Raw genomic sequence first — 23,746 nt, forward strand, 5'->3', positions numbered from 1 at the left:
CATCCGATGATCGACGGTCTTCCGCGCGCGCCGCTGGCGGTCCCGCCCGCATCAGACCTCGTCAGCCACCTGCGTTGGCTCGAGAGGAACCACGGCACCGTCCCGGCCCTTCATTTCCTCGACGACCCCCGGTCGGGCGAGATCACCGTCACCTATGCGGAGCTCGCCGGGCGCGCGCGGGCCATCGCCGCCCGGCTGCGGCGATCGGCGAGCCCCGGCGATCGGGTCTGCCTGCTACTCGATACCGGCCTCGACTATGTCGCGGGTTTCTTCGGCTGCCTCGAGGCCGGCCTCATTGCCGTCCCGGTCTTCCCGCCGGAGCCGCGCCGGGCGCAACATCAGGCCCGGATCGCCGCCATCATCGCGGATTCCGAGCCCGCGATCGTCCTCGTCCATCGCGGCGACGCGGAGTCCGTCCGCGACATGCTCGCGGCTTCGGGCCAGCCAGGGGCGGTCCTTCCGGTGGAGGACATCACCCCAGACGACCTTGCCGAGGGGGAGGGCGCCGACTGGCTCGTTGCCACGCCGGCACCGGAGGCGGTGGCCTTCCTGCAATACACGTCGGGCTCGACGGCGGTGCCGAAGGGCGTGGTCGTGAGCCACGGCAATCTCGTCGCCAACGAACACCTGATCCGGGTCGGGTTCGATCTCCGCCCCGACGACGTCATGGTGAGCTGGCTGCCGCTCTACCATGACATGGGGCTGATCGGCGGCATGCTGCAGCCGATCTACGCGGGTATCCTGGGCGTCCTCATGTCGCCCAAGCATTTCCTCGGACGACCGGCACGCTGGCTGGAGGCCATCCACCGCTTTCGGGGGACGGTCAGCGGCGGACCCGATTTCGCGTTCCGCCTATGCCAGGACAGGGTCGACGACGAGACGGCGGCGCGTCTCGACCTGTCGAGCTGGCAGATCGCCTTCTCCGGGTCAGAAATGGTCCGCGCCTCCACCATGGTCGAGTTCGCGGAACGCTTCGCGCCCGCCGGCTTCGATCCCCGTGCGCTGAGGCCGTCCTACGGTCTGGCGGAGGCGACGCTCTTCCTCACCGCGGGCCAGCGGGGCGAGGGTATGCGCAGTCTTGACCTCGACCCGGCCATTCTCGCGGAAGGCCGCGCCGTGGCGGCAGAGGAGGGCACTCGGCTGGTCGATTGCGGTTTCGCGCAGCCCGACCATCCGATTCATATCGCCGGACCTGACGGGTCCTGCCTGCCGGATGGGGCGATCGGCGAGGTCGTGGCATCCGGCCCAAGCCTCGCCCAGGGCTATTGGCGCAACCAGGACGCCACCGATGCCGCCCTCGTCGAGCGGGACGGTATCCGGAGCCTCAGGACGGGAGACCTCGGCTTCCTGCATGGGGGCCGGCTGTTTCTCGTCGGGCGCGAGAAGGATCTCATCATCCTGCGCGGTCAGAACGTCTACCCGCAAGATGTGGAGCGGGTCGTCGAGCGGAATGTCGACATCCTGCGCCAGGGACGCATCGCCGCCTTCGCCATCGAGCGGGATGGGCGTGAAGGCATCGGCGTCGCGGTGGAGGTCTCGCGCACCGTCCAGAAGCTCACCGCGCCCGAGGCGCTGGCCGCCCTGGTGTCCGAGGCGGTCGCCGATGCCTTCCTCGAGACCGCGCGTGTCGTCGTTCTCCTCAATCCAGGCGGCCTGCCGCGCACATCCAGCGGGAAGATCCAGCGGGGCGCCGCGCGGCGCGGGTGGCAGGCAGGCTCCCTCGACGCCTATGCGGTGGTGGAGGATGGCCGCCGAGTCGACGGAGAGGAGGCACCGAACCCCCGCCCCGATACAACCATGACCGAGTTGGAGTTGCGCCTCGCCGCGATCTGGTCCGCGCTTCTCGACCGCAGCGACGTGACCCGCGACAGCCACTTCTTCGCCCTCGGCGGCAACTCGATCGCGGCCATACGGATGCTCGCCGAGCTTCGCACCGCGCTCGGCGTCGCAGTTCCCCCACAGGTTCTGTTCGCTCATCCCCGGCTCGGGGCGTTCGCCGGCGCGGTGGAAGCCGAAATCGCGGCGGGCCGGAAAGCCCTCCTGATCAAGCCCGCATCGCGGGAGGTAGCGCTTCCCTTGTCCCTGGCGCAGGAGCGGCTGTGGTTCGAGGCCGAGTTCGGCGACGACGAAACTCATCATATCGCAGGCGGTATTCATCTGCGCGGCTCCCTCGACCGCGATGCCCTGACGCGCAGCCTCGATGCCCTCACGGCGCGCCACGACGCCTTCCGGACGCGGCTCTCTCGCAGACCCGATGGTCGCGGAGAACAAAGGATAGAAGCCGGCTACAAGATAGATTTAGCCGACTTCGATCTCTCGACGATCCCTCTGCAATCCTGCGAAAAGCGCTTCGCCGAACTCTGTCGCGAGGAGGCCGAACGGCCCTTCGCGCGATGCGGCGGCCCCCTGGCGCGCTTCACCCTGGTCCAGCTCGACGAGACGCATCACGTCCTCCTCATCACCCTGCATCACATCGTGGCCGACGGCTGGTCCATGACGGTGATCCTGCGTGAATGGCCCGCCCTGTACGCGGCGGAAGTCGAAGGACGATCGGCCGATCTGGCCGCCCTAGCGATCCAACCGGCCGATATCGCATTCTGGCAGAGGGGTGAGGCCCAGGCCGAAGCGATGGAGGCCGATCTGTCCTGGTGGCGCGACCGCCTCGGCGACGCGGAACCCGCCCTGTCCCTTACCGACCGGCGCAGGCCCGCAGGGCAGCCCGATGGTGTCCGCCGGCACGGCTTCGAGATCGGTGACGGCCTGACCCGCCAAGTCACCGCCCTCACGGCGGAAACTGGCACGTCGCCCTTCGCGATCCTGCTCAGCGCCTTCGCGCTGTTCCTTTACCGCTACGGCGACACGCGGCACCTGCGCATCGCGATGCCGGTGGCGGGTCGCCACCTGCCCGGCGTCGAGAATCTCGTGGGCGTCTTCGTGAATACGCTGGTGCTGCCGGTGACCATCGATCCGGTCCTGCCGGGTCGCGAGGTCGTGAGCCGGACCTGGGCCTCGCTCACCGATGCCCTGGCCCATCAGGACCTGCCCTTCGAGCGTCTGGTGGAAGCCCTTCAGCCGGAGCGTGTTCCAGGTCGCGCACCGCTCGCCCGCGTCATGATCAGTCAGCAGCCGGCGGCTTTGGGGGCGTTCGGTACGGCCGGCGGCCTCACGCTGGAAGCGTTCGGCCAGGATACCGGCACGCCTGCCTACGATCTCGTCTTGGAAGTGGCGGAGAAAGCCGGCAGCCTGGCCGCCACCTTCGCCTATTCCGAGGCCCTGTTCGATGGCGATACCATGGCCCGGTTCGAGCACGGCTATCTCGCCCTCCTCGACGGCCTCACCGGTAGCCTAGCCGAGCGCGCTGACGCATTGCCTCTGGTTCCGTTCGAGGCCCTGTCGGATCTGTCGGCGCCCTACGCGGACGGGATGCCGCTGTCGGAGGCGCTGGTGCCGGAACTCATCGGCGAGGCGGCCTTCGCCGCGCCGGACGCGCCGGCGGTGGTCTGCGGGCCGCGCACCACCACGTTCGGCGAGCTCGACCGGGCCGCCAACCGTCTCGCCCACCGGTTGATCCGCGAGGGAATCGGCCCCGAGACCGTGGTCGCCGTCGCCCTGCCGCGCGGGCCCGACCAGATCGCCGCTTTCCTCGCCATCCTCCGGGCCGGGGGCGCCTTCCTGCCCCTCGATCCGGCCCAGCCGACGGCGCGCCTCGCCGCCCTCGTCGAGGATGCCGGCGCCCGCCTGTTGCTGGCACAAGCCGGCACCCTCGACGGGCTGAGCCGAGCCGGTCCGGGCGGCCTCGCGCAGCTCGACCCGTCCAGCCTCGACCTCGCCTCCGAGCCGGAGACCGCGCCACCGCGTACCGCTCATCCGGGCCAGCTCGCCTACGTCATCTACACCTCGGGCTCGACCGGCCGGCCCAAGGGCGTCGCCGTGGCCCACGGCCCCCTGGCCCGGCACGTGCGCGCCACCGGGGCGGTCTACGGCACGGGCCGGGAGACGCGCGAGCTCCATGTCCTGTCGATGAGCTTCGACGGGGCGCAGGAGCGCTGGATGGTGCCGCTGGCCTTCGGCGGCTGCGTCGTGCTCAAGCCGGACGGATTATGGACCCCGCGCGAGGCGCTGGACGCCATGGAGCGTCACGGCGTGACCCATGCCGGCTTCCCCACCGCCTACATGCACCAGCTCGCGCTGGAGGCCGCCAGCGGCCCGCGCCCGAGCCGGCGCTCGTACAGTTTCGGCGGCGAGGCCCTGTCACGCGAGAGCTTCGCCCTGATCGGCCGGGCGCTCGACCCGACCCTGCTGATCAACGGCTACGGCCCGACCGAGACGGTGATCTCGCCGCTGGTCTGGCGGGCGCGGGCCGGCGACGCGGTGGAGGGGGCCTACGCGCCGATCGGCCGGGCGGTGGGGGATCGCCGGGCCTACATCCTCGACGCGGCCTTGCAGCCGGTGCCGGTGGGCGTCACCGGGGAACTGCATCTCGGCGGTGACGCTCTGGCGCGGGGCTATCTCGGCCAGGCCGGGCAGACGGCGGACCGGTTCATCCCCGATCCGTTCCCGGACCTGTCGGGTCGGGAAGGCGGCCGGCTCTACCGCACCGGGGATCTGGCGCGCTGGCGGGCGGACGGGACGGTGGAGTATCTCGGCCGGGCCGATGCGCAGGTGAAGCTGCGCGGGTTCCGGATCGAACTCGGCGAGGTCGAGGCGGCGCTGCTGGCGCAGGAGATCGTGGCCGGCGCGGCGGCGGGCCTGCGCCAGGGCCCGGCGGGTCCGATGCTGGTGGCCTACGTCGTCACTGCGGCCGGGGCGGAGTTCGACCCTACGGCACTCCGGGCCGACCTCGCCCGACGCTTGCCGGACTACATGGTACCGAGCCGGATCGTGGCGCTGGATCGGTTGCCGCTGACGCCCAACGGCAAGCTCGACCGTGCGGCCCTGCCGGAGCCCGCGCCGCTGGCGGAGGGGCTAAGCGGCCCCTCGCGTCCGCTCACCGCCACCGAGACCGTGGTGGCCGACATCTGGGCCAAGGCGCTCGGCCTCTCCGCCATCCCGCCCGACCGGAATTTCTTTGAGGCGGGCGGCGATTCCATCCTCAGCCTGCAGATCGTCGCCCGCCTGCGCGAAGCGGGTTTTGCCGCGACGCCGCGCCAGATCTTCGAGCATCAGACCGTGGCGGCACTCGCCCAAGCCATCATGCTGGTCGAAGGACCGGCGGCCACGATCCGCGTGCCGGAAGGCCCCGCCCCCCTTACGCCGATCCAGCATTGGTTCTTCGAGCAACCGATGCCGAAGCGCGACCACTGGAACCAGTCCGTCGAGCTGGATGCCCGCGTGAATCTCGATGCCGACCGTCTCGGAGAGGCGCTGACGGCCCTCGTCGCCCATCACGAGGCGTTGCGCTACGCCTTCGGTCGTGACGCGGAAGGCGCGTGGTTTCAGGAGCCGGTCTCGCCGGCCCGCCTCGCCGATCCGCTTTCGGTGGTCGAAGTGGAGAGCGATGACGAGGCGCGGACCTGCTTCCTCGCCGCCGAGCGCAGCCTCAACCTCGCGGATGGGCGCGTCTTCGCCGCTGTGCTGGCAAACCTTCCCGGCGGACGCCAGCGCCTGCTGCTCACTGCCCATCACCTCGTCGTGGATGCCGTCTCCTGGCGCATCCTCGTCTCGGACCTCGACCTGCTCTACCGAGGCGATGCGGCCCTCGTGCCCGCGACGCCGTTCCAGTCCTGGGCCCACCGCTTGCGCGACCATACGGCGGAGATCCGGACGGAGACCGAGGCGTGGATCAGCGCGCTCTCAGGCTCGGCCGCCCGGCTTCCCGTCGACCATCCCGATGCCCCACGCGATCAGCGTCACGCACGAGCGACTCATCTGGTCCTCGATTCTTCTGTCGTGGCCGGCCTCGATCGCCTGCGCAAAGCCTATCGGATGCGCCTCGACGAGGTGCTTCTGTCAGGCTTGGCACGGGCCCTCGCCGCCTGGACGAAGCATCCCACGTTCGGCGTGACGCTCGAACGCCATGGGCGGGACGGCGACGCGGCGGATATTCCCCTCGACCGGACCGTCGGCTGGTTCACCACCCTGGTGCCGGTCGGCCTGACGGTTTCGGGCGACATCGCGCGTGATCTGAAGGCGACGAAAGAAACCCTGCGTCGGCTCCCCGGCGACGGCACGGACTTGTCGCTGCTGCGCTATCTCGGGTCACGGACCGAACGTGAGCGCCTGTCTGCGCTGCCATGGCCGGAGGTGACCTTCAATCACCTCGGCACCGTCGCCGATATCGATGCGGGCCCCCTGTTCTCGCTCGACACCGAGGCGATGCGGTTGTCGGCGGATCCCGCCGCTCCGTTGGGTTCGGAACTCGTAGTCGACAGCTACCAGGGCCAGGGAGCGATCACCCTGCGCCTCGGCTATGGCGGGGACCGTTTCGACGGCCCGACCATCGAACGACTGATCGACCTCCTCAGGCTCGCATTCGATGCCCTCGCTGTGCATGGCCATGACGAGGCCGCCGGCGGCGCGACCCCATCGGATTTCGCCCTCGCGGGCCTGACCCAGGACGAACTCGACGGCCTCGGCCTCGATTGGCGGACGATCGAGGACCTCTACCCGCTGACCCCGACACAGGGCGGGATCCTGTTCCACGCGCTCGCCGCTCCGGGGGCCGGTCTCTACGTCAATCAACTCAGCGTGACCCTGGGCGGCCTCGATCCCGAGCGCTTCGCGACGGCGTGGCGGGCGAGCGTGGCGCGCCATCCCGTCCTGCGCACCAGCTTCCACTGGACGGACGAATTCGACGCTCCCTTGCAGGTCGTCCATGCCTCGGCGGACCTGCCGGTGACGCGCCTCGACCGGCCGGACGCGACCGAGACGGACCTCGCCGCGATCGCCGAGGCCGAGCGAGCCCAAGGCTTCGACCTGTCCCGGCCGCCGCTGATGCGTCTCCTCATCGTCGATTTCGGCCGGGGACGGCACCGGCTGATCTGGACCTGCCACCACCTCCTCCTCGACGGATGGAGCAATGCCCGCCTGATCTCCGAGGTGCTCCGCGACTATGCGGGCGAGACGATCGCGCCGCCGTCCCGCCTGTTCCGCGACCATCTCGCCCGGCTCTCGACACGCGACCGCGGCGGCGACGAGCGGTTCTGGCGTGACGCCCTGGCCCCGCTGGACGCACCCAGCCTCATCGCCCCGGCTCTGTCCGGCGTGGCAGGGGCGAGCGGCCACATCGCTATCGATACGGTCCTGGGCGAAGCCCGCGCCGACCGTTTGCAGGCCTTCGCCCGGCGTGAGCAGGTGACCCTGAACACGGTGTTCGAAGCCGCATGGGCGCTCACCCTGGGCCGGTTCACCGGACGCAAGAGCGTGGCGTTCGGAATCACCGGGTCGGGCCGTCCGCCTGACGATGGCGGGATGCACGAGGTGCTCGGCCTGTTCATCAATACGGTGCCGCGCTGTGTCGAACTTGGCGGACGGCGTCCGGTCTCGGACTGGCTGCGTCGGCTCCAGGGCGAGGCCGCGGCCCTGCGGGACCACGATCTCGCCTCCCTCGCTGATATCCAGACCTGGGCCGGGCGGAGCGGACAGCCGCTCTTCGATAGCCTGCTCGTCGTCGAGAATTATCCTCTCGACGCCGTCGTCCGAGACCGCAGCCTCGGCGGGCTGGAATTCGGTCCGGTGACGACGCTGGAGGCCACCGACGTCCCGTTGACCCTGTCGCTTCTTCTCGACGGCGCGCCGCGCCTCAACTGGAGCGTGGATCAGGCCCGGATTTCCCCGGCCGATATCCACCGCCTCAATGCGCAGCTGCTGCACATCCTCGACACCGTCATGGATGCGGCTGGCGCGCCCGTGGATACGCTCTCCCTCGTCCTGCCGGAGGAGATCGAGCAGGCCCGACGCCGGGCCGCCGACAGCCGCACGGCCCCGGTCGAACCCGCCATCCATCTGCGGATCGCGGAACACGCCACGGTGCGGCCGGACGCGGTGGCCGTCACCTTCGAGGGCGAGCGGGCGACCTATGCGGAGATCGAGACCAGAGCGACGCGTCTTGCCCGGCGTCTTGTCCGTGAAGGCGTGCGCCCCGGTAATCTCGTGGGGCTCTGTGCAGAGCGCTCGATCTCCCTCATCGTCGGGATCCTGGCGATCCTGAAGAGCGGAGCCGGATATGTTCCCCTCGATCCGAGCTATCCGGCCGAGCGTATCGAGTTCATGCTCGTTGATTCCGGTGCCCGGCACGTGCTCACCACCATGGGCCTCGCCGCGAGCCTGCCCGAGGGTGGTCCCCAGCCGATCCTCCTCGACGAAGCGGCAGCGACCGAGGACGGAGACACCCCCTTGCCGCCGGCGCCTCATCCCGATCAGCCGGCCTATGTGATCTACACGTCAGGCTCCACCGGACAGCCGAAGGGCGTCGTCGTCACCCATGCCAACGCTGCGCGCCTGCTGACCACCACGCAGGCTGATTTCGGCTTTGGCCAGGACGATGTCTGGACCCTGTTCCATGCCTACGGGTTCGACTTCTCGGTCTGGGAAATCTTCGGGGCGCTCTGCCATGGGGGGCGCCTCGTCGTGGTGCCGCGTGAGGTGACGCGAGCGGCGGATGCGTTCCTCGATCTCCTCGTCCACGAGGGCGTCACGGTGCTGAACCAGACCCCCTCCGCCTTCCGGCCGCTGATGCAGGCGGCCGTCGCCCGACCGCAGGGATTGGCCCTGCGCCACGTCGTGTTCGGCGGAGAGGCCCTCGACGTCGCCGGGCTGAAGCCCTGGTTCGACCGGTTCGGCGATGCGGTGCCGCGTCTCGTGAACATGTACGGCATCACCGAGACGACGGTTCACGTGACCTACCGACCTCTCGCCGCCGGCGACGCGCAGAGGGCGGACAGCCCCATCGGCGAGGCGTTGCCCGACCTGACCCTGCACCTCCTCGACGATTCCCTCGATCCCGTTCCCGACGGGGTGACGGGCGAGATCCATGTGGGCGGTGCCGGCTTGGCCCAGGGCTATCTCGGGCGCGCCGCGCTGACGGCCGAACGCTTCGTGCCGGACCCGTTCGGTCCGCCTGGCGGACGGCTCTATCGCAGCGGCGATCTCGCCCGACGCCGACCGGACGGCACGCTTGCCTATCTCGGGCGGGCCGACGGACAGGTGAAGCTGCGCGGTTTCCGGATCGAGACGGGCGAGATCGCCGCCGCCCTGCGGGCGCAGGACGGTATCGCCGATGCCGCGATCGTTCTTCGCGAAACGGCGGGGGACAAGCAGCTGGTCGCCTATGTCACCGGCACGCCGGTGGACGAGGCGAGCCTGCGTGAGGCCCTACTTCGCCGGCTACCGAGCCACATGGTCCCGGCCCATATCGTGTCTGTCCCGTCCTTGCCCCTCACGCCGAACGGCAAGCTCGACCTTCACGCGCTGCCCACGCCGCTGCCCCTTTCGCGAGCCTCGGCCGAGCCGGAGGGGGCGATGGAGGTCGCCCTCGCGGAGATCTGGCGCGAGGTGCTGGAAGTGGACGCAATCGGCCGCGACGACGACTTCTTCGGCCTCGGCGGCCATTCCCTCACCGCCGCACAGCTCGCCATGCGGGTGAAGCAGCGCCTCGGCGTCACCGTACCGATCCGCGCCCTGTTCGAAGCGCCGACCTTGCGCGGCTATGCCCTCGCGGTGACGTCGAACGAGACGGCGGGCGACGGACGGGACGAGGCGGACGACCTGTCCGACATGGATGCCCTCCTCGCCGATCTGGAGGCCTGAATGACCGCCCGCCCCGCCGACCAAGCCACACCCCAGGCGACCGATCTCAGCCGCCGCTTCGGCCGGCTCTCCGCCGACAAGCGCCGCGTCTTCCTCGACGCCCTGGCCTCCCGGGGCATCGATTTCGCCCGGTTGCCGATCGTCGCGCGGGAGGAGGATGCCGGCCCCGAGGGGGTCGCGCCCCTGTCCTATGCGCAGGAGCGGCTGTGGCTCATCGGGCGGATGGGAGGCGACGCCGCCCTGCTCCATATCGCGGGCGGGCTCGACCTCGTCGGACCGCTCGACGGCGATGCCCTGGCGCGGGCCTTCGAAGCCCTGGTCGCGCGGCATCCGGCCCTGAGGACGGGGTTCCGTGCCGGCGAGAGCAACGGGGTCGAGGCCGTCACCCTGGCGGTGGTCGCGGCGAGCCTGCGGCATGTCTCGCTCGAGACGTCGGATCGCGATATCGCAGAGGAGCGCCTCGCCGCCCTGTCCCGCGAGGAGGCCAGGCGACCGTTCGATCTGGCGGCACCGCCCCTGTTCAGAGCCGTGCTGGTCCGCATGGAGCCAGAGCGCCACGTCCTCCTCCTGACGATGCACCATCTCGTCTCGGACGGTCGCTCGGTGGAGATCCTGCTCGCCGAGCTGATGCGCGTCTATGCGGCGGGCGAGGCCGCCGGCTTGCCCGCGCTGCCCATCGCCTATGCCGATTACGCGCGCTGGCAGCGCGATTGGCTGGAGGCGGGCGAGCTCGACCGCCAGCTCTCCTGGTGGCGCGAGCGCCTCGGGGCCACCGAGACCGTGATCCCGCTACCCACCGACCGGCCCCGCCCGGCGGTTCAGAGTTTCCGGGGCGCGGCGGTGGATTTCACCCTCGATGCCGATGTGGCGACCGGGCTCGAAGCCCTGGCGCGGCAGGCCGGCGCAACCAGTGCCATGGTCCTCCTCGCCATCCTGTCCCTGGTCCTCCGGCGCTATACCGGCGAGGCGGACCTGCGCATCGGCATCCCGGTGGCTAATCGAAACCGGCCGGAGACGGAAGGGCTCGTCGGTCTCTTCGTCAACACCCTGGCGATCCGGGTCATCGTCGATCCGGGCGCGAGCGTCCTCGACCATGTGCGGGCCGTGCGCGACGCTATGGTGGATGCTCAAGGCCACCAGGACCTGCCCTTCGAGCGACTGGTCGAAGCGCTCCAGACCCGCCGGACCGTGAGCCACACCCCCGTCGTCCAGGTGATGCACAGCCACCGCGTCGAGGGGCCGGGACGGTTCGAGATCGGCGACCTGACGGTCTCGCCCTTCGGACGCGGGACCGGCAACGTCCAGTTCGATCTCGTGCTGGAGACGGTGACGGAAGCCCGCGGGGCGCTGCGCGGATCGTTCGGCTATGCCCGCGACCTGTTCCAGCGGGACACGATGGAGCGGATGCGAGACGGGTTCCTCACCCTTCTGCGCGGTGCGGTAGAGGAGCCCGGCCGCCGTGTTGACGCGTTGCCCTTGGTTCCGTTCGAGGCCCTGTCGGATCTGTCGGCGCCCTACGCGGACGGGATGCCGCTGTCGGAGGCGCTGGTGCCGGAACTCATCGGCGAGGCGGCCTTCGCCGCGCCCGACGCGCCGGCGGTGGTCTGCGGGCCACGCACCACCACGTTCGGCGAGCTCGACCGGGCCGCCAACCGTCTCGCCCACCGGTTGATCCGCGAGGGAATCGGCCCCGAGACCGTGGTCGCCGTCGCCCTGCCGCGCGGGCCCGACCAGATCGCCGCCTTCCTCGCCATCCTCCGGGCCGGGGGCGCCTTCCTGCCCCTCGATCCGGCCCAGCCGACGGCGCGCCTCGCCGCCCTCATCGAGGATGCCGGCGCCCGCCTGCTGCTGGCCCAAGGCAGCACCCTCGACGGGCTGAGCCGAGCCGGTCCGGGCGGCCTCGCGCGGCTCGACCCGTCCAGCCTCGACCTCGCCTCCGAGCCGGAGACCGCGCCACCGCGAATCGCTCATCCGGACCAGCTCGCCTACGTCATCTACACCTCGGGCTCGACCGGCCGGCCCAAGGGCGTCGCCGTGGCCCACGGCCCCCTGGCCCGACACGTGCGCGCCACCGGTGCGGTCTACGGCACGAACCGGCAGACCCGCGAGCTCCACGTCCTGTCGATGAGCTTCGACGGGGCGCAGGAGCGCTGGATGGTGCCGCTGGCCTTCGGCGGCTGCGTCGTGCTCAAGCCGGACGGACTGTGGACCCCGCGCGAGGCGCTGGACGCCATGGAGCGCCACGGCGTCACCCATGCGGGCTTCCCCACCGCTTACATGCACCAGCTCGCGCTCGAGGCCGCCAGCGGCCCGCGCCCGAGCCGGCGCTCATACAGTTTCGGCGGCGAGGCCCTGTCGCGGGAGAGCTTCGCCCTGATCGGCCGGGCGCTCGACCCGACCCTGCTGATCAACGGCTACGGCCCGACCGAGACGGTGATCTCGCCCCTCGTCTGGCGGGCCCGGGCCGGCGACGCGGTGGAGGGGGCCTACGCGCCGATCGGCCGGGCGGTGGGGGATCGCCGGGCCTACATCCTCGACGCGGCCTTGCAGCCGGTGCCGGTGGGCGTCACCGGGGAACTGCATCTCGGCGGTGACGCTCTGGCGCGGGGCTATCTCGGCCAGGCCGGGCAGACGGCGGACCGGTTCATCCCCGATCCGTTCCCGGACCTGTCGGGTCGGGAAGGCGGCCGGCTCTACCGCACCGGGGATCTGGCGCGCTGGCGGGCGGACGGGACGGTGGAGTATCTCGGCCGGGCCGATGCGCAGGTGAAGCTGCGCGGGTTCCGGATCGAACTCGGCGAGGTCGAGGCGGCGCTGCTGGCGCAGGAGATCGTGGCCGGCGCGGCGGCGGGCCTGCGCCAGGGCCCGGCGGGTCCGATGCTGGTGGCCTACGTCGTCACTGCGGCCGGGGCGGAGTTCGACCCTACGGCACTCCGGGCCGACCTCGCCCGACGCTTGCCGGACTACATGGTACCGAGCCGGATCGTGGCGCTGGATCGGTTGCCGCTGACGCCCAACGGCAAGCTCGACCGCGCGGCCCTGCCGGAGCCCGAGCCGCTGACGGAGGCGATGAGCGGCCCTTCGCGCCCGCTCACCCCTACCGAGACCGTGGTGGCCGAGATCTGGGCCAAGGCGCTCGGCCTCCCCGCCATCCCGCCCGACCGGAACTTCTTCGAGGCGGGGGCGAATTCGCTCACTGCCCTGCGCGTGCTCACTGCCCTCGGCGCGGCCTTCCCGGAGCGCAGCCCGACCATCGCCGACATCTTCAACAACCAGAGCGTCGAGACCCTGGCCGCCGCGCTCACCGCCAATGCGGTCGGCACCGCGCAGGTGGTGCGCCTGCGGGCGACCGGCGACCGGCCGATGCTCTATTGCTTCCCCGGCCTGATGGTGAACACCCGCGAATACGCGCCCCTGGTCCGCCGCCTCGGGCCGGACCAGCCGGTCACCGGCTTCGTCTGCTACTCCCTCACCGACGCGCGCAAGAGCGTGGTCTCGGTGGAGGACATCGCCGCGCGCTACGCGGAAATCATCGAGAAGGAGAGCGCCGAACGCCCCTGCACCATGCTCGGCTGGTCCTGGGGCGGCGTCCTCGCCTACGAGGCGGCGCGGATGCTGGGCTCGCGCGTCGACCTAGGCTTCGTCGGCATGCTCGACGTCTGCGACATCGATGTGAGCTTCGCCGTCGGCGCCCTGCCGGTGCTGACGCCGGAGCATCGCCGCCACCTTCAGGAGAACGTCGCGTCCTGGCTGGAGCGCTCGCCGATGCGGGCCGATTGGGAGGACCTGTTCCGGCGCATGGACCCGGAACTCCACGAGCAGTTCCTCGCCTACGTGGCGGCCGCCCCCGATCCGCTACCCCTCGACGGGCCGGGCGTCGGCAGCAAGGAATACGAACTCTGGACCTTCGTCGACAACACGCTGCTGTACCGCCGCTACCGGGCGGACAAGTTCGATTGCCCGATCCGGGTCTGGCTCGCCGGCCGCTCGGTGGAGCGCGGCCTCAACCATGTGGATTGGGGGCGCTACTCCAACCGGGTGGAACAGGTGACCGTGATCCCCGACGTCACCCACCGGGAGATCGTGGATTCCACGATGTTCCACGACAGTTTCGCGGCCTCGCTGTGAGCGGCGAGACCGCTATCGCGTCATTCCGCGGACGCGTCGCCATGCGAGAACACCATCAGCGTCGGGCTCGCCGCCACGGTGAAGCCGAGGCCGGCATAGAGCCGCTCCACATGGCCGCCGGCCACGCATTGCAGCATCACCGTCTCGGCGCCCTCTCGTCTCGCCGTCTCGATCGCCGCCCGCGTGACCAGGGCGCCGAGACCGCGCCCGCGGCGGCTCGCGAGACTGCCGACATTGTAGAGGCCCGCGAGGCCTCCCGAGCGGTAGAGCGAGGCGCAGGCGACCGGGACGCCGTCCTCGCTCACCGTGAGATGATGCGCCTCCACGCCCTCGACCGGCTGGGCCTCCCGCAGCACCGGCAGGAACACCGCCTCGGCGATCGCGTTCACGCCCTCGTCGTCGTAGAGGCCGCGACAGACCGACAGATACGCCTCGCTGGGCGCGGCCTTCGCCTCCGCCGTGAGGGTCAGCCCGCCCGGCATGACCGGCGTCTGCGCCTGCCTGCAATCGCGGACCATCCAGCGCGTCGGGAAGGCCGCCTGCAGGTCGGGATGGGTTCCGAGCCTCTCGCGGTCCCGGTCCTCGGTGACGAGAAGGGCCGGCAGGCGTTCGCGTTTCGCGGAAGCCGCCCGGACCCAGGACAGATCGGTGGTCTCCACGCCGACATTGAAGCCCGGTTCCGGAATGGCGGCGGACCAGAGGTAGCGTCCACCATCGGGCGCGGTTTCGACATCCGAGACGTAACAGCCCGACTGCATCAGGCAATGGGCGTCGAGCATCTCGCGAAAGGCGATTCCCGTCATGCATTCTCCAAGAAGAGCCTCATAAGAATAAGGCTTTATGCGGCAAGAGTATTGGTCGAGTCAGGCTGCGAACGCCCAAGAATATGGGGTTTCATTTCGGTTTGTCCATATCCTAGTAGAGAACGAATTTACCTTGCAAATGGAATGATGAAAATCCGTACCGGATATAGATGCGACTGGAAAGATTTACCTCGACATGGCAGGTCGACCGGATCTCTACCTGCCCGGTTCGAACGGCGCTCCGTCAGGCTCGCACCATCCCCTGCCTTCAAGACACACCGACACCGGGATGCGGAGAGCCCGATCGCCCCAGACTCACCCCTGGGTTGTGGGCATTGCGTGAATCCAGTACACGACCGAGTATCATGCTTATGATCCGGGTCGAGATCCATACTATACATGGTGGTTTGAACCGATGAAGGTGTCGGAATATTCAAGCGCTGCCTTGCGTTGCTCAGCCCTTTACGGTCATCGATCAAATCGAGGCTCGGCCTCATCTCGCCCCGCTCTCGTGGAGAACATCTCGTGATAGCCATGGCTTCCGAAGCCCAGGTCCGCCTCGCCGATGCCGGGCGCTACATCGCGGATCTGTGCGAGCATTTCCTCGAACACGACATCCCCGTGCTTCACGAGCCGGGACGCGGCCGGGTCGATTTCGATGTCGGGACCGGAACCCTCGTCGCCGCCGAAGGCCTGCTCGCCCTCAAGGCGGAGGCCGCCGACGAGACCTCCCTCGCCGTCGTCAAGTTCATGCTCGCCTCGCATCTGCAGGAGCTTCCCGGCGCGACGGACGCCTCCATCGTCTGGACCGGCGACGGCTGCGCCGACGAGACCATTCCGAGCCTGCGCGAGGTGACGGTCCGGCGCATCGTCGATCCCACGCCGCATATGCGCAGGGTCACCTTCATCGGCGCGGACCTGGCGCGCTACGACGCGTTCGACATGCATGTGCATGTCATCATTCCGCCCGCCGGCCATGCGCCGCAATGGCCCGTGCCGGGAATCGACGGCATCCCGGTCTGGCCGCAGGGCGACGGCGCGCCCTCCATGCGGACCTATACGATCCGTCGCATCGACGCGGCTGCGGGCGAGATCGACATCGACTTCGTCATGCATCACGACGCCGGTCCCGGCGCGTCCTTCGCGAAACGCGCCAAGGTCGGGGACGTGGTCGGGCTGCTCGGCCCCGGGGGCCGCAGCGTCGGCGCGGCGGAGTGGTATTGTCTCGCCGCCGACGAGACCGGCCTGCCGGCCATCGGCCGCATCCTCGGGCGGCTGCCGGGCCATGTCGGCGGGGTCGCGGTGATCGAGGTCGATGGGCCGGCCGACGAGCAGGCGCTCGACCGGCCCGAGGGGGTGGAGCTGCGCTGGCTCCACCGCAACGGCGCACCGCCCGGCACGACCACGCTCCTGGCGGATGCGGTCCGGGCAATCCCGTTCCCGCAGGATCGCACGGTCTTCGCCTGGGCCGGCTCGGAATTCGATGCGTTCAAGGCCCTGCGGGCGCATTGGCGCAAGACCTGTGGCCTCACCCGTGACCAGCATCTCGCCGTGGCCTATTGGCGGCGCGGCGCCGACGAAGACGCCAAGGACGAGGATTGAAGCGTGATGTCAAAGAGCGTCATCCGAGGCGGCATGATTCCATGATGCTCGACCTGTCTCCCCTGCGGGCGAGCCGCGGGTTCCAGCTGCTCTATGCGGCGCGGGCTGCCTCGTTCCTCGCCTTCGGGGTGCTCGGCGTCGCCGTGAGCCTGCAGATGTACGCGCTGACCGCGTCGTCGCTGCAGGTGGCGTTCCTCAACGCGGCCGTCGCGGGATCGATGGCGCTGGCGCTCATCGTCGGCGGCTGGCTCGCCGACAGCTACGACCGCCGCGCGGTCATGGTCTGGTCGCGCACGGCGCATCTCCTCACCATCCTGATCCTCATGGCCAACGCGGCCCTCGCGGCCCCGATGGTCTGGCCGATCTACGCGGCGGCCGTAGTCGGCGGCTCGACCTTCGGCTTCGGCATGCCGGCGATCATGGCCGCGACCCCGGCCCTCGTCGGGCGCGAGCACCTGTCGGGGGCCGCCGCGCTCACCGCCGTGGCGGCGCAGGCGGGCGCCATTGCCGGGCCGTTCCTCGCCGGGGCGATCACCGCCGGCGCGGGGCTCGTCGCGTGCTACGGCGTCGTCGCGCTCATCTCCGGCATCACGCCGATCGTGCTCGGGTTCCTGCCGCCGCTGCCGCCGCTGGCCGGCCCGTCCGCCGCGGCACCCCTCCCCGTGCTCGCCGCCGACGAGGCCGGCTTCATGGGGGGCTTGCGCTATATCGCCCGCTCGCCCCTGGTGCTGAGCCTGCTCCTCGTCGATCTCGTCGCCCTGGTCTTCGCCGTGCCCTACGTGCTGCTGCCCGAACTCGCGACGCATGGGCTCGGCGGAGGGCCCGACAGCATCGGCCTGCTCTATGCCGCCCCCTCGGCCGGCGCGCTCTTCGGCGCCCTGGCCTCGGGACGGGCCGGCGCGAGCCCGTTCGCCGGGCGCTGGCTCGTGGCCTGCGTGGCGATCTGGGCCTGCGCCTGCATCGCGCTGGGCTTCAGTGAGGGCATGGCTCCCGCCCTGTTCTGTCTCGCCACTCTCGGCGCCGCCGCGAGCCTCGCCGGCATCCTGCGCGCGGCCCTGATCCAGCGCGCGACGCCGGACGCGATGCTGGGCCGGGTGTCGAGCCTGTGGGTGCTGGAGGAGACGATCGGGCCGGCTCTGGGGGGGATGCAGGCGGGCACGACGGCCCATCTCGCCTCGGCGCGGATCGCCATGGCGGCGGGTGGCGGCCTCTGCCTCGCCGCCACCGCCGCCATTGCGGCACTCACGCCAGCCCTGCGGGATGCGAGCCTCGCGCCGGAGGCGAAAAGGAAGGCCGACGATCTCGCCCTGGCTGCCGTCGATGTCCGCTAGAAGGGCCGTTGTCGGTCTGGCGGCCTGCCTCCTCATGCTGGCCTGTCTGCCCGCGGGCGCGGAGAAAAAGATGCCCGCCCAGCCGCGGGTCGCGGCCCTGGACTGGAGCGCCGTGGAACTCCTCCTCGGCCTCGGCATCGTGCCGATCGCGGTGACGCAGCCCGAGAACTACAACCGCACCGTGGTGTCGCCGGCGCTCCCCGAGGGCGTGGTGGATCTCGGCCTCGTCGTGGAGCCCAACCTCGAAGTGCTGGCGAGCCTCAAGCCGGACCTCATCCTCGCCAACCCGATCCAGGTGGCGACGCAGGGCAGCTTCCTGTCGCGCATCGCCCCGACGGAGGCGGTCTCCATCGCCAATGCCGGGGGCGATCCCTACGAGCGGGCGAAGGCGGAGACCATGCGCATCGCTCTGCGTCTCGGCCGCGTCGATGAAGCCAAGGCCCTGGAGGCCCGTACCGAGGCGATTCTCGACGCGGCGGCGGCGAGCGCCTGCCCGGCCGAGAGGCACCCGACCTACCTCGTCTGGATCGTCGATCACCGCAACATCGTGGTCTACGGCCGCACCAGCCTGTTCCAGACCGTGCTCGACCGCCTCCGCATCGAGAATGCGTGGACCGGCGCCAGCAACGCATCCGGCTTCACGGCGGTGGGGATCGAGCAGCTCGCCACCGGTCCGGCCGATGCCCGCATGGTCCATGTCGGGCCGATCCGGTCGGATGCGGCCAAGGCGTTGGCCGGAAGCCGGCTTTGGCAGACGCTGCCGGCGGTGCGCGAGCACCATGTCGATGTCGTGCCGCCGGTCTGGTTCTACGGTGGGCTGCCGGCCATCGCGCGCTTCGCCGAACTGATGACCGATCTCTCCAAGCGGAATTGCCCCCGTGGCTGATGCGAAACTGGCCGGATCGGGCTTGGGGGAATCGGTCTCGGCTGAACCAAACTTGGCTGAACTAGGCCTGGCCGCCCCCGCGCCGCGCCGCTCGCGGATCGGCGGAACATGGCTCCTCATCGGCGCGGTGGCCCTCGTGGCCGGGCTCCTCACCCTGCGCACGCTCACGGCCGACATGCCGCTCGGCCTCGCGCTGAAAGCCTTGTGGCGTCCCGACTGGACCGACATCGCGCAGGTCATCCTGCATGAGAGCGTGCTGCCGCGGATCGTCACCGCATGGCTCGCCGGCGCCGCCCTCGCTTTGTCGGGGCTGGTGCTGCAGCAAGTGCTGCGCAATCCCCTCGCTTCGCCCTCGACGCTCGGCATCTCGGCCGGGGCGCAGCTCGCCTTGGCCCTGGCCTCGCTGTTCGCGCCCGGCCTCTTCTCGCAGGGCCGGGAGGCCGTGGCGCTCACCGGCTCCGCCCTGGCGGTGCTGGCGGTCTTCGCGTTGGGGCGTGCCAAGGGCTTCGCGCCCCTGGGGCTGCTGCTGGCCGGGCTCGTGGTCGAGCTCTATTGCGGGGCGATCCAGACCCTCCTCGTGATCCTGCACCAGGAGCGGCTGTTCGGCCTGTTCGTCTGGGGAGCGGGCTCGCTCGCCATGAACGATTGGAGCGCGCCGGCCTATCTCGCGCCCCGCCTCGCGGTCGCCGTCCTTCTGGTGGCGCTGATGGCGCGGCCGCTCGCATTGCTCGACCTCGACGAGGCGAACGCGAAGAGCCTCGGGCTCTCCCTCGGCCGGGTCCGGTTCCTCGCCGTGGCCGTCGCGGTGGCGCTCGGCGGCTTCGTGGTGGCGGGGGTGGGCGTCATCGGTTTCGTGGGGTTCGCCGCGCCGATCCTGGTCCGCCTCACCGGCACGCGCACGCTGCGCGCCCGTCTCATCGCCGCGCCCCTGCTCGGGGCCGCCCTGATCTGGCTCACCGATTCCGTGGTCCTGGCGCTCGCCCCCATCGCACAGGTGCCGACGGGGGCGCTGGCCTCCCTCGTCGGCGTGCCAATGCTGCTCTGGCTGCTGCCGCGCCTGCGTGGCGTCGGCGCGCTGCATCGCCCGGAGGGCGGCGCCTCGGCCCGGCTCACGCGGCCCTGGCGCCTGATCCTGGCCGGTGCGGTGTCGCTGGCCCTCCTCGTCTTCGTCGCGCTGACCCTCGGCCGCGACCCGGCCGGCTGGCACTGGAGCCTCGGGGCTGGCCTCGAAGAACTGCTTCCCTGGCGCCTGCCCCGTATCGCCGCCTCGCTCGCGGCCGGCGCGATGCTGGCCATCGCCGGCACCCTGCTGCAGCGGCTCACCGGCAATCCCCTAGCGAGCCCCGAAGTGCTCGGGATCAGTTCCGGGGGCGCCCTCGGCCTCGTTGCCGTCACCATCGTCCTCGGAACGCCGGACCGGATGGCGTTGCTCGGCGCCGGCAGTCTCGGGGCCCTCGCGACCCTCCTGGCGATCGCGAGCCTCGCCCGCCGTGCCGACACCGTGCCCGAGCAGATGCTGCTGGCCGGTATTGGCCTCACCACCGGGTTCGGCGCCCTCCTCACCATCCTGATGATCAGCGGCGATCCCTCCGTGGTGATGCTGCTGGGGTGGACGGCGGGGTCCACGGCGCGGGTGGCGCCGGAGGATGCCGTCGCTGCCATCGCCATCCTCGTCCTCGGGGCCGCCTGCCTTCCCGCCCTGACCCGCTGGCTCAAGCTGCTTCCCCTCGGCGCTCCGACGGGCCGCTCGCTGGGGCTCGGCCTGCGCCGCAGCCGTCTCGTCATCCTGGCCTTGGCGGCGATCCTCACCACCGCGGCGACCCTGGTGGCGGGGCCGTTGAGCTTCGTCGGCCTCGTCGGGCCGCAGGTGGCGCGCTTGGCGGGCCTCACCCGGGCCGCGCCGCAACTCGCCGGTGCGGCCATCGCAGGGGCGCTGATCATGGTCGCGGCGGATTTCGTCGGACGGATGGCGTTCTTCCCCTACCAGCTCCCCGCCGGATTGGTGGCGACCCTCGTCGGTGGGCCGTTCCTGATGTGGCTGCTGGCCCGCCGTTGATCGTCTTTCGACAAGTTTTTTGCGGCTCTTGAATTGAATTGTTCCAAAGAAGGGTTGTGTTTCTTAGGCAACGCCGCCGCAACTTTTGTCATTAAATCTCAACTTTGACTTGCTGACAAAGACGCCGTGTGGATTCGTCTTGTCGAGACCCGATCTTGTTTTTGAATCGTTCTACGCGATGCATCGACAAGGAAATCTCGTTCTTTACCAATCAGGTCTGCGCCGTATTTCCGACGATCAAGGTCTTCCCTATGTCTGATGGCATGTTGCTCTCTTCTGGCACGTTCTCTCACAAAGCCGTGAGTGGCATGCGCTGCCTCGCCGGCGTCTCGACCGTGGCGCTGCTCGCCATGGTTCCCGCCCTGTGGAGCGGGGAAGCCTCCGCCCAAGCCGCTTCGGGCGGCACGGCGGCGGTGCAGCTCGATACCTTGTCGGTGCAGGGCTCCGGAAATGGTTCGGGAGGCGGCAATGGAGGTGGCGTGACGGCCGCCAATTCCTACGTCGTGCCCAGGAGCATGTCGGGAACGAAGACCAACGCGACCCTGCGGGAGATTCCCCAGTCGGTGTCCGTGGTCACGCAGAAGCAGCTCGAGGATCGCGGCGCAGAGAACCTGGCCGATGCGCTCGCCTACAGCGCCGGCATCCTCGCGTCGCCCCAGGGGCAGGATGGCCGCTTCGACCAGCTGATCATCCGTGGCTTCGACCAGACCCAGCGCGGCATCTACAAGGACGGGATGCGTCTGCCACAGACGAGCTTCTCCGGCTTCCCGATCGAGCCCTACGGCGTGGAGCGCATCGACGTGCTGCGCGGCCCGACCTCGGGCCTTTTCGGGCTCAACGATCCGGGTGGCCTCGTCAACTTCATCACCAAGAAGCCGACGGTCGAGCCGCTGCGGGAAATCTTTAGTTCCTATGGCAGCTTCAACCGCAAGCAGTTCGGCTTCGACCTGAGCGGCCCGCTCAACCCTGAGAAGACGATCCTCTACCGGATCACCGGCCTGCTGCGCGAAGGCGGCACGCAAGTGGATTACACGCCGCTGGACCGAATCTACATCGCGCCCGCGGTGACCTTCGCGCCTTCAGCGGATACCAGCCTGACGGTGCTCGGCAATTATCAGAGAGACCGCACCGGCGACACGTTCCGCGCCATCCCGCGCGAATACACCCGGGGCAGTAACCCCAATAAGTCGGAAATGCGCAGCCGCTTCCTCGGGGAGCCGGGCTTCTCGCGCTTCCTCGCCGAGCATTTCGAGGGCGGCTACCAGTTCTCACACCGGTTCGACGACCATTGGACCGTGCGCCAGAACCTGCGCTACGCCCATGCCTCGACCGACTACAACGCGATCTACTCCACGGGCGTCACCAATCCGGCGATGCCCAACACCGTCACCCGCGAGGCTCAGACCTGGCTTGAGGATTACGGCGTCTTCACCGTCGATACCCAGATCCAGCACGATGCGCAGTTCGGCAACATCAAGAACACCGCGCTGCTCGGGGTCGATTACAGCAAGATCAACAACAAGAGCGACCAGTACGGCGGTACGAGCTTCGGCCTGCTCGGGATCGGCCCGTTCGTCGGCCCGCTCAACATCCTCAATCCGGTCTACGGCCAGCCCGTCGCGCAACTTCCGCGCTCCCTCCTGTCACGGTTGCAGCAGGAGCAAGTCGGCGTCTACGCTCAGGATCAGGTCAAGTTCTACGATCGCTGGCTGCTCAGCATGAACGCCCGCTACGATTGGGTGACGACGAAGACCGATGCTCAGAACCCGGTCATCGATACCGTGCGCCAAATGCTCAACGCCGTCCCGTTCCCGAACGGCATTCCCACGAGCTTCGGCGCGAACCAGGACGCGCAATCCTATAGCGGCCGGGTCGGGCTCTCGTATCTCTTCGACAACGGCCTGACGCCCTATGTCTCGGCCGCGCGCTCGTTCAATGTGTTGCCGGTCTTCCTCCAGAACAGCACGATCGCGGTCGTGCCCGGCATCGGTGCGGTGCCGCTCACCTACAACATAACCCCGGCCAAGCCCGAGATCGGCGAGACCATCGAGGCCGGCGTGAAGTTCCAGCCGCCGGGCCAAGCCACCTCGGTTCTTTTCTCCGTGTTCAACACGAAGAAGACCAACGCCCTGTTCTTTAACCCCAGCGACCCGTTGCAGCAGGCCTTCTATCAGAACGGCGAAGTCGAGGTGAAAGGCTTCGAGAGCGAGGCCACCGTGGACCTCCTCGACGGCCTGAAGCTCATCTCGTCATTCACGGTCCTGCAGGCCGAAGTGACGAAGGACAATGCGCCGGACGGCAATCCCAGCGCGGTTGGGAAGCGGCCGATCCAGGTGCCGAACTTCACCGCAGCGACCTGGCTGGATTACACGATCCAGACCGGCATGTTCCGCGGACTCGGGATCGGCGGCGGTGTCCGCTACATCGGGGAATCGTTCGGCGATCCCCAGAACAACATCCGCGTGCCGGACTACGTCCTCTTCGACGCATCGCTCCGTTACACATACGAGAACTGGCGCTTCCAGGTGGCGGCCAACAACATCACGGACCGCGTCTATGTCGGCACCTGCTCGCAACAGGTCAATTTCGTCGGCTGCAATTATGGCGAAGGCCGCCGCGTGACGGGCTCCGTCACCTACCGCTGGTAGGCGATACGCATCCGATGAGATCGGCCCCGGATCGAACGGTCCGGGGCTTTTCTTTTGGGCTGTTGCCGTGACGTCGTTGACGCGGTCTCTCGCCCTCGACTAGCCTGACGATGACGGTTCCCCTTCGGGGGATCAAAAGGGAACGCGGTGAGGGTCTTGAGCCCGATGCCGCGGCTGCCCCCGCAACTGTAAGCGGCGAGCCCATCATCAACACGTCACTGGAGGCTCCGGCTTCTGGGAAGACGATGAGAGGGCGTCGACCCGCGAGCCAGGAGACCTGCCGTCAGTCGTGGTCACACGCGAAACGCATCGGGCGGGGTGTCCTGGTGGGGTGTCGGGACCTGCGCTCGCGTGGGGATCGGCTTCGTTCGCGGTGACGTGCCACTGCGCTGAGCCGCGCCTGCCGTTCGCCCGCGATGCCCGATCGTCCCTGTTCCTTCCGTTACAGAATCGCTCCACAGCTTGCCCTCGGCGAGACCGTTTGGTCCTCCGCGCAGGCATTTTGCCCGGTTCGACGTATTGTAACGTTATAACATACGATATAG

The 23,746-nt window shown here is 69.5% G+C and carries 8 protein-coding genes and 1 riboswitch; of the genes, 7 read left to right on the top strand and 1 reads right to left on the bottom strand.

Annotated elements, in window-relative coordinates; translation table 11 throughout:
- The first annotated feature begins 6 nt into the window (after window positions 1-6).
- Both ACYQR9_RS05585 and ACYQR9_RS05590 read left to right on the top strand, forming a co-directional pair.
- A complete protein-coding gene (locus tag ACYQR9_RS05585; RefSeq protein ID WP_461228966.1) occupies window positions 7-9,747 on the top strand; it encodes an amino acid adenylation domain-containing protein in 9,741 nt (3,246 codons plus the stop codon).
- The gene (locus ACYQR9_RS05590) at window positions 9,748-13,875 is read left to right on the top strand and encodes an amino acid adenylation domain-containing protein (RefSeq protein ID WP_461228967.1); all 4,128 of its coding nucleotides are present in this window, start codon (window positions 9,748-9,750) and stop codon (window positions 13,873-13,875) included. It begins immediately after the preceding gene.
- Between the two features lie 20 nt (window positions 13,876-13,895).
- Here ACYQR9_RS05590 and ACYQR9_RS05595 read toward each other — a convergent pair whose 3' ends face one another.
- A complete protein-coding gene (locus tag ACYQR9_RS05595; protein WP_461228968.1) occupies window positions 13,896-14,678 on the bottom strand; it encodes a GNAT family N-acetyltransferase in 783 nt (260 codons plus the stop codon).
- Between the two features lie 534 nt (window positions 14,679-15,212).
- On the opposite strand from ACYQR9_RS05595, the gene ACYQR9_RS05600 reads away from it, so the two are divergent.
- The 5 genes from ACYQR9_RS05600 to ACYQR9_RS05620 all read left to right on the top strand — a co-directional run bounded on the left by ACYQR9_RS05600 (window position 15,213) and on the right by ACYQR9_RS05620 (window position 23,201).
- A complete protein-coding gene (locus tag ACYQR9_RS05600; RefSeq protein ID WP_461228969.1) occupies window positions 15,213-16,280 on the top strand; it encodes a DUF2218 domain-containing protein in 1,068 nt (355 codons plus the stop codon).
- A 41-nt stretch (window positions 16,281-16,321) separates the two neighbouring features.
- The gene (locus ACYQR9_RS05605) at window positions 16,322-17,611 is read left to right on the top strand and encodes an MFS transporter (RefSeq protein WP_461228970.1); all 1,290 of its coding nucleotides are present in this window, start codon (window positions 16,322-16,324) and stop codon (window positions 17,609-17,611) included.
- 70 nt (window positions 17,612-17,681) lie between these two features.
- Window positions 17,682-18,497 (top strand): ABC transporter substrate-binding protein, encoded by an 816-nt coding sequence (locus ACYQR9_RS05610; protein ID WP_461228971.1) that lies wholly within the window; start codon window positions 17,682-17,684, stop codon window positions 18,495-18,497.
- A 52-nt stretch (window positions 18,498-18,549) separates the two neighbouring features.
- A complete protein-coding gene (gene fhuB, locus ACYQR9_RS05615; protein WP_461228972.1) occupies window positions 18,550-20,553 on the top strand; it encodes a Fe(3+)-hydroxamate ABC transporter permease FhuB in 2,004 nt (667 codons plus the stop codon).
- Between the two features lie 308 nt (window positions 20,554-20,861).
- Entirely contained in the window at window positions 20,862-23,201 is a 2,340-nt protein-coding gene (locus ACYQR9_RS05620) for a TonB-dependent siderophore receptor (protein ID WP_461228973.1), read from the top strand.
- Window positions 23,202-23,298: 97 nt separating this feature from the next.
- Window positions 23,299-23,500: riboswitch (cobalamin riboswitch) on the top strand.
- Window positions 23,501-23,746: the final 246 nt, after the last annotated feature.

Source organism: Methylobacterium sp. CM6241 (genome assembly GCF_054817845.1).

Coding starts and splice junctions, on each gene's coding strand:
- ACYQR9_RS05605 (WP_461228970.1), top strand. CDS start 16,322: ATGATGCTCGACCTGTCTCCCCTGCGGGCGAGCCGCGGGTTCCAGCTG.
- ACYQR9_RS05595 (WP_461228968.1), bottom strand. CDS start 14,678: ATGACGGGAATCGCCTTTCGCGAGATGCTCGACGCCCATTGCCTGATG.
- ACYQR9_RS05610 (WP_461228971.1), top strand. CDS start 17,682: ATGCCCGCCCAGCCGCGGGTCGCGGCCCTGGACTGGAGCGCCGTGGAA.
- ACYQR9_RS05585 (WP_461228966.1), top strand. CDS start 7: ATGATCGACGGTCTTCCGCGCGCGCCGCTGGCGGTCCCGCCCGCATCA.
- ACYQR9_RS05620 (WP_461228973.1), top strand. CDS start 20,862: ATGCGCTGCCTCGCCGGCGTCTCGACCGTGGCGCTGCTCGCCATGGTT.
- ACYQR9_RS05590 (WP_461228967.1), top strand. CDS start 9,748: ATGACCGCCCGCCCCGCCGACCAAGCCACACCCCAGGCGACCGATCTC.
- ACYQR9_RS05600 (WP_461228969.1), top strand. CDS start 15,213: ATGGCTTCCGAAGCCCAGGTCCGCCTCGCCGATGCCGGGCGCTACATC.